Origin of the sequence: Nocardioides massiliensis (assembly GCF_030811215.1) — a bacterium.
Lineage (GTDB): Bacteria > Actinomycetota > Actinomycetes > Propionibacteriales > Nocardioidaceae > Nocardioides_A > Nocardioides_A massiliensis.
The window spans coordinates 3,715,041-3,727,508 of record NZ_JAUSQM010000001.1; the positions used below are offsets into that span (position 1 = coordinate 3,715,041).

Annotated in this window: 10 protein-coding genes and 1 tRNA gene; 3 read left to right on the plus strand and 8 right to left on the minus strand. The window is 71.5% G+C overall.

Annotated features, from left to right (window positions below; translation table 11 throughout):
* Positions 1 to 11: 11 nt before the first annotated feature.
* Together lysA and argS are read right to left on the minus strand one after the other, a co-directional pair.
* The gene (lysA, locus tag J2S59_RS18305) at positions 12 to 1,481 is read right to left on the minus strand and encodes a diaminopimelate decarboxylase (protein ID WP_068122959.1); all 1,470 of its coding nucleotides are present in this window, start codon (positions 1,479 to 1,481) and stop codon (positions 12 to 14) included.
* A gap of 9 nt (positions 1,482 to 1,490) precedes the next feature.
* A complete protein-coding gene (gene argS / locus J2S59_RS18310; RefSeq protein WP_306825368.1) occupies positions 1,491 to 3,155 on the minus strand; it encodes an arginine--tRNA ligase in 1,665 nt (554 codons plus the stop codon).
* Positions 3,156 to 3,253: 98 nt separating this feature from the next.
* On the opposite strand from argS, the gene J2S59_RS18315 reads away from it, so the two are divergent.
* A tRNA-Arg gene (locus J2S59_RS18315) sits at positions 3,254 to 3,326 on the plus strand.
* Positions 3,327 to 3,338: 12 nt separating this feature from the next.
* Here J2S59_RS18315 and J2S59_RS18320 read toward each other — a convergent pair.
* Together J2S59_RS18320 and J2S59_RS18325 are read right to left on the minus strand one after the other, a co-directional pair.
* On the minus strand, positions 3,339 to 4,253 hold the full coding sequence (locus J2S59_RS18320; protein ID WP_068122312.1) for an LCP family protein: 915 nt from the start codon (positions 4,251 to 4,253) through the stop codon (positions 3,339 to 3,341).
* The gene (locus tag J2S59_RS18325; protein ID WP_306825369.1) at positions 4,250 to 4,918 is read right to left on the minus strand and encodes a hypothetical protein; all 669 of its coding nucleotides are present in this window, start codon (positions 4,916 to 4,918) and stop codon (positions 4,250 to 4,252) included. The genes J2S59_RS18320 and J2S59_RS18325 overlap by 4 nt, the downstream gene beginning before the upstream one ends.
* Before the next feature lie 114 nt (positions 4,919 to 5,032).
* On the opposite strand from J2S59_RS18325, the gene J2S59_RS18330 reads away from it, so the two are divergent.
* On the plus strand, positions 5,033 to 8,875 hold the full coding sequence (locus tag J2S59_RS18330; protein ID WP_306825370.1) for a multifunctional oxoglutarate decarboxylase/oxoglutarate dehydrogenase thiamine pyrophosphate-binding subunit/dihydrolipoyllysine-residue succinyltransferase subunit: 3,843 nt from the start codon (positions 5,033 to 5,035) through the stop codon (positions 8,873 to 8,875).
* A gap of 12 nt (positions 8,876 to 8,887) precedes the next feature.
* Positions 8,888 to 9,064, plus strand: coding sequence for a DUF6104 family protein (locus tag J2S59_RS18335; RefSeq protein ID WP_181641931.1), 177 nt, complete (start codon positions 8,888 to 8,890; stop codon positions 9,062 to 9,064).
* Here the strand turns inward: J2S59_RS18335 and J2S59_RS18340 are convergent.
* The 4 genes from J2S59_RS18340 to J2S59_RS18355 form a co-directional block, all read right to left on the minus strand.
* Positions 9,061 to 9,744: an SDR family oxidoreductase gene (locus tag J2S59_RS18340; protein WP_068120621.1), complete on the minus strand. Its 684-nt coding sequence runs from the start codon at positions 9,742 to 9,744 to the stop codon at positions 9,061 to 9,063. The two genes, J2S59_RS18335 and J2S59_RS18340, sit on opposite strands and share 4 nt — an antisense overlap.
* On the minus strand, positions 9,744 to 10,712 hold the full coding sequence (locus J2S59_RS18345; protein ID WP_068120622.1) for a zinc-binding dehydrogenase: 969 nt from the start codon (positions 10,710 to 10,712) through the stop codon (positions 9,744 to 9,746). Before J2S59_RS18345 ends, J2S59_RS18340 begins: the two co-directional genes overlap by 1 nt.
* 18 nt (positions 10,713 to 10,730) lie before the next feature.
* Positions 10,731 to 11,924 carry an NAD(P)-dependent malic enzyme gene (locus tag J2S59_RS18350; protein ID WP_306825371.1) on the minus strand — a complete coding sequence of 398 codons (1,194 nt, stop codon included), beginning with the start codon at positions 11,922 to 11,924 and terminating at the stop codon, positions 10,731 to 10,733.
* Positions 11,925 to 12,059: 135 nt separating this feature from the next.
* Positions 12,060 to 12,425, minus strand: coding sequence for a S24/S26 family peptidase (locus J2S59_RS18355; protein ID WP_220138592.1), 366 nt, complete (start codon positions 12,423 to 12,425; stop codon positions 12,060 to 12,062).
* Between the last annotated feature and the right edge of the window lie 43 nt (positions 12,426 to 12,468).

Below are 12,468 nucleotides of genomic sequence, written 5' to 3' on the forward strand. Positions count from 1 at the left end.
GCATTCTCACCTCACCCGGCCGCGACCGCAGGTCCGGCGGCGTCCGCGTCCGTCCCCTGAGATGGACCGGTCCAGCCGACGTCGGTGCGCAGGAGGTCGTCCTCGGTCTCGCGGCGTACGACGACCCGCGCCACCCCGTCGCGGACGGCGACGACCGGCGGCCGCAGCGCGTGGTTGTAGTTGCTGGCCATCGAGCGGCAGTAGGCGCCGGTCCCCGGCACGGCGACCAGGTCGCCGGGAGCGATGTCTCCGGGCAGGAACTCGTCCTTGACCACGATGTCGCCGGCCTCGCAGTGCTTGCCGACGACCCGCGACAGGATCGGGGTCGCGTGGGACGAACGGCTGGCCAGCGTGCAGCTGTAGTCGGCGTCGTAGAGCGCGGTGCGGATGTTGTCGCTCATGCCGCCGTCGACCGACACGTAGGTGCGGCGGGCGCCGCCGTCGAGCGCCACCGGCTTCACCGTGCCGACGGCGTAGACCGTGCACATCGCCGGCCCGACGATCGCCCGACCGGGCTCGATCGACAGCCGCGGGACCGGCAGGTCGAGTGCGCGGCACTCGTAGGCGACGATCGCCGACATCTCCTCGGCCAGCCGCTGCGGGGTGCTCGGGTCGTCCTGGGTGGTGTAGGCGATGCCGAAGCCACCCCCGAGGTCCATCTCGGGCATCTGTACGCCGAGCTCGCGCGCGACGGTCGCGTGCAGCGCGAGCACGCGTCGCGCAGCGACCTCGAACCCCGAGGAGTCGAAGATCTGCGAGCCGATGTGCGAGTGCAGACCGAGCAGCAGTAGCCCGCCGCCGTCACCCTCGGGCGCGGCCGCCTGCACGCGGCGTACGGCCTCGAGGGCGTCACCGCTGGTGATGGAGAAGCCGAACTTCTGGTCCTCGTGCGCGGTCGCGATGTATTCGTGCGTGTGCGCCTCCACCCCGGCGGTCACGCGCACCATCACCCCCACCCGACGGCCGGTCCGGGCGGCGATCTCCGCCACCCGCTCGACCTCCAGGAAGGAGTCCACGACGATCCGCCCGACCCCGGCCTCCACGGCCCGGGCGAGCTCCGCGCCGGTCTTGTTGTTGCCGTGGTAGCCGATGAACGCTGGCTCGAAGCCCGCCGCCAGTGCCACCGTGAGCTCTCCGGCCGAGCAGACGTCGAGACGCAGCCCCTCCTCCGCCACCCAGCGCGCGACGGTGGTGCAGAGGAACGCCTTGCCGGCGTAGTAGACGTCGTAGTCGGCGAACGCGTCGCGGAAGGCGGCGGCGCGCTGGCGGAAGTCCACCTCGTCGAGGACGTACGCCGGCGACCCGTGCTCCGCGACCAGGTCGGTCATCGGGACGCCCCCGACCTCGAGGACCCCGTCGACCTTGCGGGCGGTGGACGACCACAGGTGCGCGACCAGGTCGTTGACGTCCGCCGGCACCTGCAGCCACGTCGGGCCACGAGCGCCCTCGGCGTGGGCCCAACCGGCCTCATGTGCACGCATGACAGCCCCTCACATCCGCTCGGGCGCCGAGACGCCGAGCAGGTGCAGTCCGTTGGCGAGGACGACGCGGGTCGCGGCGACCAGCAGCAGCCGCGCGCGGTGCAGGTCGCCCGCCTCCTCATCACCCATCGGCAGCACCCGGCAGTTGTCGTAGAAGCGGTGGTAGATCCCCGCGGTCTCCTCGAGGTAGCGCGCGACCCGGTGCGGCTCGCGTAGCTCGGCGGCCGCGGCCACCACCCGCGGGAACTCCGCGAGGGCACGTAGCAGCTCGCCCTCCTTCTCGTGGACGAGCGTGCTGGTGTCGACCTGGTCGTCAGCGGTCAGACCGAGGTCGGCGGCGTTGCGCAGCAGGGACGCGACCCGGGCGTGGGCGTACTGCACGTAGTAGACCGGGTTGTCGTTCGACGCCTTGGTCCACAGGTCGAGGTCGATGTCGATGTTGGAGTCGGAGCTGTAGCGCGCGAGCACGTAGCGCGCGGCGTCCACCCCGAGCGCTCCGACGATGTCGTCGATCGTCACGACGGTGCCGGCGCGCTTCGACATCCGCATGGGCTCGCCGTCGCGGACCAGGTTGACCATCTGGCCGATGAGGATCTCGAGGTTCGTGCCCGGCTGGTCGCCGAACGCCGCGCACATCGCCATCATCCGGCCGACGTACCCGTGGTGGTCGGCACCGAGCATGATCAGACAGCGGTCGAACCCGCGCTCGCGCTTGTCGAGGTAGTAGGCCAGGTCGCCCGAGAGGTAGGCGCCCTGCCCGTCGGACTTGATGATCACCCGGTCCTTGTCGTCGCCGAAGCGCTCGGTGGCGAGCCAGACCGCCCCGTCCTGCTCGTAGACGTTGCCGAGCTCGCGCAGCCGGTCGACGGCACGGCCGACGGCGCCGCTCCTGTGGAGGTCGTCCTCGTGGAAGTAGACGTCGAAGTCGACGCCGAAGTCGTGGAGGCTCTGCTTGATCTCGGCGAACATCATCTCGACGCCGAGCGCGCGGAAGACCTCCTGCGCCTCGGCGTCGGGCAGGCCCGGCGCGTCCGGGCGCTGCGCGACGATGGCCGCGGCGATGTCGTGGATGTACTGCCCGCCGTAGCCGTCCTCGGGCACGGCCTCGCCGCGGGCGCTGGCCAGGAGCGAGGAGCTGAACCGGTCGATCTGCGAGCCGTGGTCGTTGAAGTAGTACTCGCGAGTGACCTGCGCGCCCGAGGCCGTGAAGATCCGGCCCAGCGCGTCGCCCACGGCCGCCCATCGGACGCCGCCGAGATGGATCGGCCCGGTCGGGTTCGCGGAGACGAACTCGAGGTTGATCCGCTCGCCGGCGAACGCGTCGTTGGCGCCGTACCGCTCCCCTGCGCGGACGACCTGCGCGGCGACCTGGCCCTGCGCGCCGGCATCGACGGTGATGTTGAGGAAGCCCGGACCGGCGACCTCGACGCCACCGACCCCCGCCTGCTCCGCGAGCCGCTCGGCGAGCGTCGCAGCGAGCTCGCGCGGGTTGGTGCCGGCCTTCTTCGCCAGCTGCAGCGCGACGTTGGTCGCGTAGTCGCCGTGACCCTTCTGGCGGGGTCGCTCGATCGTGACGTCCTGGGGTACGTCGGCGGCGTCGAGGGCGATGGCACCGTCGGCGACGAGTCCGGTCAGGACGTCGCGGACAGCGGTGGCGAGCTGGTCAGGGGTCACCGGCCCAGCGTATCGACGCCGCCCCGATTCGCCGGGCCCCGCCCTCCGGCTGTAGAGTCCCGCCCAGCCCGGCCGGCAGTTCTGCTGCGCCGGGCTTCGCCTCCGTAGCTCAGGGGATAGAGCACTGGTTTCCGGTACCAGGAGTCGCAGGTTCGAATCCTGCCGGGGGCACTTTTTCGCCCGTCAGCCGCAGCCGCCCTCCAGGCGCGCGTCCCGACCCGCCTTCCGCGCGAAGCGCCGCGCCTGTCCCAGGTCCGGGAACACCACGCTCGCCGCTCCGGCCATGCCGGTGCCGCCGCGCAGCACGCAGGCGCGCACGCGGGCCGGCCGGACCTGACCGACGGCGTGCGCCAGCCGGAAGGCCTCGATCGGACCGAGGTTGGTCGACAGGTTGCGGATCGCCGCGAGGGTGCCGCGCTCCATGAAGCCGGGCCGGTCCACCTTGCTCCGGATCTCCCGCAGGATCCCGAACATCGCCCGCTGCTGGTTGGCCGAACGGTCGAAGTCCCCGCGGGGGAACGGCTTGCGGAGCCGGGCGAACACGTGGGCCTGCAGACCGTTGAGCCGGTTCTTCCCGACCCGGTAGCCGCGCGGCCGGACGACGTCGGAGAACGCGTACTGCGAGTTGACCGTGATGCCGCCGATGGCGTCGACCATGCGCTCGAAGCCGCCGAAGCTGGTCACCATCACGTAGTCGGGGCGCAACCCGGTCATGCCCGCCACGGTGCGAGCCATCAGCTCCGGCCCGCCGAACGTGAGGGCGGCGTTGACCCGGTTGCGGCCGTGGCCGGGGATGTCGACGTAGGAGTCGCGCGGGATGCCGAGCGCGGCCGCGTGCCCGGTCCGGGCGTTGAGGCCGACCAGCTGGATCGCGTCGGCACGGCTGCGCAGGACCGGCTGGCCCGGACGCGCGTCGGAGCCGATCGCGAGGATCCAGGTGACCGCCGGATCGCGGCCGATCCCCTGGGCCCGGCCGTCGTCGGACGCGACCCGCACCAGGGCGGCGGGCGGCTCGACGTACGCCGAGTCCGGCACGGTGGTGCCGACGAGCGCCAGCACCAGACCGAGCGGAAGCCAGCGCAGCAGGACCTTCCTCATGCGTCACCTCCAGGAGCAGCAGGAGCGCGCAGCGGACCCGAGGACCGCTCGAGGTCGTAGCCGAAGATCCGGAACGTCCGGTCGGGGGCGCGGGTCAGCAGCAGCCGGCCGGCGATCCGCACGCGCTGCACCGCACCGTCGACATCGGTCACCCGCAGGACCAGGCGCACCCGCGCGGTGCCGCCGATCATCTTGCGCCGGGGCGCGAGCGCTCGGACCCGGACCTCCTGGCGCACCGGGACCACCGACGCGATGCGTGCACCCCGGTCGGCGTGGGTGAGCAGCCCGAGGTCGCGCCGGGCCAGGCGCGTGGCCGCGGGTGTGAAGTGCGTCCAGGCGTCGGCGTACCGGGTGCGGGGGAAGTCGCCGAGGAAGGCGCCCTCGAGATAACCGCCGACGGTGCTCTCCACGCGCGCGGTGGCGATCTTCCGGGCCGCGCGCGGCAGCCGGCCCGCCGCGTCGGCGATCGTGACGTCGAGGGGCGCCGCCTGCGGCTGGGGCGTCGGCGTCGCGGTGGCCGACGGCGTCGGGGACGGCGAGGGGGGCGGCGGATCGTCCTCGGTGCACCCTGTCACGATGAGCGCGAGTGCAAGGGCGAGAACGGGTGCGACAACCGGGGTGGACGTGGTCGCTGGGACCTGCAGACGGGGTCTGCGTAGGGCCACGACGAGCATTCCTTCCTGGGGTGAGGACCAGCGTGCGGATCCTTGCGGTGACGGACTAGCCTTGGAGCCGCACCCACACACTCGCATGACGCACCGGAAGAGGCGAACGCAGCCGTGCCCGAGTCACCCCGTGACCGCTCCTCTGACACCTCCGTAGACACCGCGACCGCCCCGGGCACCGACTTCGGTGCCAACGAGTGGCTGGTCGAGGAGATGTACGAGGCCTACCAACGGGATCCGTCCAGTGTCGATCCCGCGTGGCACGAGTACTTCGCGAACCAGGGCGCGACCAACGGCGCGTCCACCGCCACCGCCGGCTCGAGCCGGTCCCCCGGCGCGAAGCCGGCGGCACGCGCCACGGCCCCCGAGCAGGGCGGCGACGCCGCCGAGGCCCCGGTCGCCTCCGGCGTCCCGGCCGCCGAGCGCAAGCCCTCGTCGTCCTCCTCCGACGCGGCCGCCCAGGGCGACTCGCGCACGAAGGTCGAGGCCAAGGCGCAGAAGCAGACCACCCAGCGCAACGAGAAGGCCGCGACGTCGGCCTCGCGACCCGCTACCCCGCCGGTCTCCAAGCAGCCCGAGAAGCACGAGGAGCCCGAGGCCGACAAGGAGCCCGAGGTCACCGTCCTTCGCGGTGCGCCGGCGCGCACCGCGAAGAACATGGACATCAGCCTGTCCGTGCCGACCGCGACCAGCGTGCGCAACATCCCGGTCAAGCTCCTCATCGACAACCGCACGGTGATCAACAACCACCTGGCGCGCGCACGCGGCGGCAAGGTGTCGTTCACCCACCTCATCGGCTTCGCGCTGGTGCGGGCGCTCGCCGGCATGCCGGAGATGAACGCGTCGTACGACGAGATCGACGGCAAGCCGCACCTGGTCACGCCTGCCCACGTCAACCTCGGCCTGGCCATCGACCAGCAGAAGTCCGACGGCACCCGCCAGCTGCTCGTGCCCTCCATCAAGGCAGCGGAGTCGATGGACTTCGCGCAGTTCTGGACCGCCTACGAGGACGTCGTCCGCAAGGCGCGCAACAACAAGCTCACCGTCGCCGACTTCCAGGGCACCTCCGTCAGCCTCACCAACCCCGGCACCATCGGCACCAGCCACTCGGTGCCGCGGTTGATGAAGGGCCAGGGCACGATCATCGGCGTCGGCTCGATGGACTACCCGCCGGAGTTCCAGGGCGCCTCCGAGGAGACCCTCACCCGCAACGCGGTCAGCAAGATCATGACGCTGACCTCGACCTACGACCACCGGGTCATCCAGGGCGCGCAGTCGGGCGAGTTCCTCCGTCGCATCCACCAGCTGCTCATCGGCGAGGAGGGTTTCTACGACGACATCTTCCGGTCGCTGCGGATCCCCTACGAGCCGATCCGCTGGGCTGCTGACATCTCGACCAACCACGACGACGAGATCAGCAAGCAGGCGCGCATCCTCGAGCTGATCCACGCCTACCGCGTGCGCGGCCACATCATGGCCGACACCGACCCCCTCGAGTACCGCCAGCGCAGCCACCCCGATCTCGAGGTGGAGACGCACGGGCTGACCCTGTGGGACCTCGACCGCGAGTTCGCGACCGGGTCCTTCGGCGGCAACAACCGCCCGTTCATGAAGCTGCGCGACATCCTGGGGACGCTGCGCGACTCCTACTGCCGCACGGTCGGCATCGAGTACATGCACATCCAGGACCCCGAGCAGCGCCGGTGGATCCAGGAGCGCGTGGAGCGGCCGCACCAGAAGCCGCCGCGCGAGGAGCAGCTGCGCATCCTGCTCAAGCTCAACCAGGCCGAAGCCTTCGAGACCTTCCTGCAGACGAAGTTCGTCGGGCAGAAGCGGTTCAGCCTCGAGGGCGGCGAGACCACGATCCCGCTGATCGACGAGATCTGCGAGGCGGCCGCGGAGGAGTCGCTCGACGAGGTGTGCATCGGCATGGCACACCGCGGTCGGCTCAACGTGCTAGCCAACATCGTCGGCAAGAGCTACGGCCAGATCTTCCGCGAGTTCGAGGGCAACATCGACCCCCGCACCGTGCAGGGCTCCGGCGACGTGAAGTACCACCTCGGCGCCGAGGGCGAGTTCGCCTCCGGCAAGGGCGACACCGTCAAGGTGTCCGTCGCCGCGAACCCGTCCCACCTGGAGGCTGTGGACCCCGTCCTGGAGGGCATCGCCCGCGCCAAGCAGGACGTGCTCAACCGCGGTGCCGAGTACCCGGTCCTCCCCCTGCTGATCCACGGCGACGCGGCGTTCGCCGGGCAGGGCGTCGTGGCCGAGACGCTCAACCTGTCGCAGCTGCGGGGTTACCGCACCGGCGGCACGATCCACGTCATCGTCAACAACCAGGTCGGCTTCACCACCTCGCCGGCCTCCTCGCGCTCGTCGTTGTATTCCACCGACGTCGCACGGATGGTCCAGGCGCCGATCTTCCACGTCAACGGCGACGACCCCGAGGCGTGCATCCGCGTCGCCCGGCTGGCCTTCGAGTACCGCCAGGCGTTCAACAAGGACGTCGTCATCGACCTGGTCTGCTACCGCCGCCGCGGTCACAACGAGGGTGACGACCCGAGCTACACCCAGCCGCTGATGTACGACCTCATCGAGCAGAAGCGCTCCGTGCGCAAGCTCTACACGGAGTCCCTCATCGGTCGTGGCGACATCACCATCGAGGAGGCCGAGCAGGTCCTGCGGGACTACCAGCAGCAGCTGGAGCGGGTCTTCACCGAGGTGCGCGAGGCGACCAGCGGGCCGGAAGAGTGGATGACGGTCCCGGACTACCCGGAGAAGTCCGGCGCGCTCGAGCCCCCCACGGCGATCACCCAGGAGACCCTCAAGCGGATCGCGGACGCCTACACCTCTCCGCCGGAGGGCTTCGTCGTCCACCCGAAGGTGCAGCCGCAGCTGCAGCGCCGGGCCGCGGCGATCGTCGACGGCCCGATCGACTGGGGCACCGGCGAGATCCTCGCGTTCGGCTCGCTGCTCATGGACGGTCGTCCGGTGCGCCTGGCCGGTCAGGACTCCCGCCGCGGCACCTTCGTGCAGCGCTTCGCGACGATCATCGACCGCACCAACGCCGACGAGTGGACCCCGCTGGCCAACCTCACCGAGGACCAGGCGCAGTTCTACGTCTACGACTCGCTGCTCTCGGAGTACGCCGCGCTCGGCTTCGAGTACGGCTACTCGGTGGCCCGCCCCGAGGCGCTGGTCCTGTGGGAGGCCCAGTTCGGCGACTTCGTCAACGGTGCGCAGACCATCATCGACGAGTTCATCACCTCGGGTGAGACCAAGTGGGGCCAGCAGTCGGGCGTCGTCCTGCTGCTCCCCCACGGCTACGAGGGCCAGGGACCGGACCACTCGTCCGCCCGCATCGAGCGCTTCTTGACGATGGCGGCCGAGGAGGCCTTCGTCGTCGCGCAGCCCTCGACCCCGGCCAGCTACTTCCACCTGCTGCGCAAGCACTCGCTCAGCGAGCAGCACCGCCCGCTGATCGTCTTCACGCCGAAGTCGATGCTCAAGCGCAAGGAGGCGGCCTCCCAGCCGTCGGACTTCACCGGCGACACGGTCTTCCGCCCGGTCATCGGCGACGGCATGGTCGACCCGGAGTCCGTGCGCAAGGTGCTGCTGTGCAGCGGTCGCGTGACGTGGGACCTGATGGTCGAGCGCGCCAAGCGCGAGGCCGACAAGCCGTCGACCGGCATCGTGCGGCTGGAGCAGCTCTACCCGCGTCCGCTGGAGGAGATCAAGGCGGAGCTCTCCCGCTTCCCCAACCTCCAGGAGGTCCGCTGGGTGCAGGACGAGCCGGCCAACATGGGCCCGTGGCCGCACATGGCCCTGCACCTCACCGGCGAGCTGGACGTGCCGTTCTACCGGGTCTCGCGTCCGGAGTCGACGTCTCCTGCGGTGGGCCAGCAGTCGCGCCACGTCGAGGAGCAGAAGGCGCTGCTCGCGCAGGCCTTCTCCTGAGCGGATCGCGCCGTGTACTTCACCGATCGCGGGATCGAGGAGCTCGAGCGACGCCGGGGTGACGAGGAGGTCACCCTGGCGTGGCTCGCCGAGCGGCTGGTCGAGTTCGTCGACCTGCACCCCGACTTCGAGGTGCCGGTCGAGCGGCTCGCGACCTGGCTCGCCCGGTTGGACGACCCCGAGGACTAGCGGCCCGGGCGCACCGTGATGTCGGTGAGCGCCGCGTCGGCGCCGATGTCGAGCGCGTGCACGATCGTCGCGGCCACCGACTCCGGCCGGGTCCAGGCACGCGCGTCGTACGGCGCTCCCTCGTGCGCGTGCACCTGCTCCTGCATCGGCGTCGCCGTGCGTCCGGGATAGACACTGATCACCTGGACGCCGTGGGCCTTCTCCTCCTGGCGCAGTGAGTCCGCGAAGGCCTTCAGGCCGTGCTTGGAGGCGGCGTACGACGCCCAGCCCGGCGCCGCGCCGAGGCCCTGGCCGGAGTTGACGAGCACCACCCGACCGGCCCCCGCACGCAGGGCGGGTAGCGCGACGCGGGTCAGGGCGACCGGGGCCAGGAGGTTGACCTCCAACGTGTGTCGCCACGCCCCGAGGTCCTGGCCCTCGACGTCCCCCAGCTCCACCACACCGGCGGAGTGGACCACGCCGTCGAGGCGCGCGGGCAGGTCGGCGGCGAGCCCGGCGACGGCGTCGGCCTCGGCGAGGTCGGCCACGAGTGCCCGGGCCCCGGGGTAGCGGGAGCTCAGCTCCTCGGCGCGCTCGCCGGAGCGGGCGAGAAGGACGAGCTCGTCGCCGCGCTCGTGGAGGACCGTGGCCAGTGCGGCGCCGATGCCCGAGCCGGCACCGGTGAGCAGGTAGATGGCCATCAGAGGGTGAAGACGATCTTGCCGAACACGTCACCCTGCGCCATCGCGGCGAAGCCGTCGCGCGCCTCGCTCAGCGGCAGCGTGCGGTCGATGAGGGGACGGCTGCCGGTGGCGTCGAGGAGGCTGACCAGCGATGCGAGCTCGCTGCGGGTGCCCATGGTGGAGCCCTGCACCCGCAGTTGGAGGAAGAAGATCCGCGTGAGCTCGGCGTCGTCGAGCTTCGGGCCCGACGTGGTCCCCGAGATCACCAGGGACCCGCCGGGACGCAGGGAGCGGATCGAGTGCGACCAGGTCGCGCGGCCGACGGTCTCCATCACGGCGTCGACCTTGACCGGGAGCCGGGCGCCGGACTCGAAGACCTCATGGGCGCCGATCTCCAGGGCGCGCGAGCGCTTCGCCTCGTCCCGGCTCGTCGCCAGGACTCGCAGGCCGGCAGCGCGTCCCAGGACGATCAGCGCGGTGGCCACTCCCCCGCCCGCACCCTGCACGAGCACGGTGTCGCCGGCCTTGAGCCCGCCCTGGGTGAACAGCATCCGGTAGGCGGTCAGCCACGCCGTCGGCAGGCAGGCGGCCTCCTCGAACGACAGCGACTGCGGCTTCGGGACCACGTTGCGGCGCGGCACCATCACGGTCTCGGCGAATGTGCCGGGGTGCTTCTCGCTGAGCAGCGAGCGCGACGGGTCCAGCGTCTCGTCGCCGGTCCAGTCCGGAGAGCTGATGACCGCGTGCACGACGACCTCGTTGCCGTCCTCGTCGATGCCCGCGGCGTCACAGCCGAGGATCATCGGCAGGGCCTCCTCGCGCAGTCCGACGCCCCGCAGCGACCACAGGTCGTGGTGGTTGAGCGAGGCCGCCTTCAGGCGGACCCGCACCCACCCGTCGGGCAGCTCGGGCTCGGGGAGGTCGCCCAGGACCAGCCCGGACAACGGGTCGTCGGAGGAGAACGTGGAGGCGTAGACGGCGAACATGGAACCGACCCTAGCGAGTTAACGGGTGGCGACCCCGTCGCGTCGCGCGGCCTCGGCGACGGCCGCGGCGACGGCGGGCCCCACCCGGTCGTCGAACGGCGAGGGGATGATCAGGTCCTCGCGCAGGTCGTCACCGACGAGGTCGGCGAGTGCGTTGGCCGCGGCGAGCTTCATGCCCTCGGTGATCGCCGTCGCACGCACGTCGAAGGCACCGCGGAAGATGCCCGGGAACGCGAGCACGTTGTTGATCTGGTTGGGGTAGTCCGAGCGACCGGTCGCCACGACGCGGGCGTACTTGTGGGCGATGTCGGGGTGCACCTCGGGCGTCGGGTTGGCCAGACCGAAGACGATCGCGTCGGGTGCCATCGAGGCGACGGCCTCCTCCGGCACGGTGCCGCCGGAGACGCCGATGTAGACGTCGGCGCCCGCCATCACCTCGGCCAGGGTGCCGGACCGGCCGGTGAGGTCGGCCGTCTCCTCGGCGAGCGCCATCTTGACCGGGGTGAGGTCGGAGCGCGTCGAGCTGACGACACCCTGCCGGTCGGTCACCGCGAGGTCGCCGATGCCGGCGGCCTTGAGGATCTTGGCGACCGCGACGCCCGCGGCGCCGGCACCGGAGACGACCACGCGCGTGGTGTTGGGCAGACGACCCGTGAGCCGCAGCGCGTTCTGCAGCGCGGCGAGCGCCACCACCGCCGTACCGTGCTGGTCGTCGTGGAAGACGGGGATGGAGAGCCGCTCCTTGAGCCGGTCCTCGATCTCGAAGCAGCGCGGGGCCGAGATGTCCTCGAGGTTGATCCCGCCGAAGCTGGGGGCCAGACGCACGACCGTCTCGATGATCTCGTCGGTGTCGGTCGTGTCGAGGCAGATCGGGATGGCGTCGACGCCGCCGAACTGCTTGAACAGCACCGCCTTGCCCTCCATGACCGGCATCGCGGCCGCGGGCCCGATGTCGCCGAGGCCGAGGACCGCGGTGCCGTCGGTGACGACGGCGACCGTGTTGGAGACCCAGGTGTAGTCCGCGACCAGCTCGGGCTCGGCAGCGATGGCCTCGCACACCCGGGCCACACCGGGGGTGTAGGCCAGCGACAGCTCGTCGGCACCCGTCAGCGCAACGGTGGAGCTGATCTCCATCTTGCCGCCGACGTGCAGCGCGAAGACCGGGTCCTGGTCGGACACGGCGGACTGGGTGGTCTTCTCGGACGACGTCATCGCAGGCTTCACGCACTTCCCTCAAGGCGGTCTACGGGCGCCGGTCAGTGTGGCACAAGGCGACTTCCGTGGCCCGAGTGGCCGAGGGTCGAAACGCGGGGGCCGGGTGCGGAGTCCGTCGGGTGTCAGCCCGCACTACCGACGCCGGCGCAGCCTTGCCGGACGCGGCCACAGTCGCACCGCCGCCACGCCCCACACATCGGGTTCGGTGACTGCGCCGACCGACCAGGAGTCCACGCCCTCGCGCGGGTTGTCGCGCTCGACCCACCAGGCACCGTCGGGCTCCTGGTGCGCGAGGCGCTTCACCGCGACGACCCCGTCGGGCAGACGCACCAGCGCGACCTGCCCCGGCCGCCGGCGGGCGGCGTACCGGACCAGCAGCCGGTCCCCGTCGCGCAGCGTCGGCTGCATGGAGCGGCCCCGGACCACGACGATCCCCCACCGTCCGGGCGGACGGCCGGCCGCGGGCGTAGAGCCCGTGGTGGGGGGTATGTCTCCCATCGTGCCTCCCGCAGTCCCAGCGGGGTGGCCGGACGCCGGTCCC

Excerpts from the sequence above, each read along its gene's own strand:
- J2S59_RS18350 (WP_306825371.1), bottom strand. The coding sequence starts at position 11,924 with ATGACGTCGTCCGAGAAGACCACCCAGTCCGCCGTGTCCGACCAGGAC.
- J2S59_RS18320 (WP_068122312.1), bottom strand. The coding sequence starts at position 4,253 with ATGAGGAAGGTCCTGCTGCGCTGGCTTCCGCTCGGTCTGGTGCTGGCG.
- lysA (WP_068122959.1), bottom strand. The coding sequence starts at position 1,481 with ATGCGTGCACATGAGGCCGGTTGGGCCCACGCCGAGGGCGCTCGTGGC.
- J2S59_RS18355 (WP_220138592.1), bottom strand. The coding sequence starts at position 12,425 with ATGGGAGACATACCCCCCACCACGGGCTCTACGCCCGCGGCCGGCCGT.
- J2S59_RS18345 (WP_068120622.1), bottom strand. The coding sequence starts at position 10,712 with ATGTTCGCCGTCTACGCCTCCACGTTCTCCTCCGACGACCCGTTGTCC.
- J2S59_RS18340 (WP_068120621.1), bottom strand. The coding sequence starts at position 9,744 with ATGGCCATCTACCTGCTCACCGGTGCCGGCTCGGGCATCGGCGCCGCA.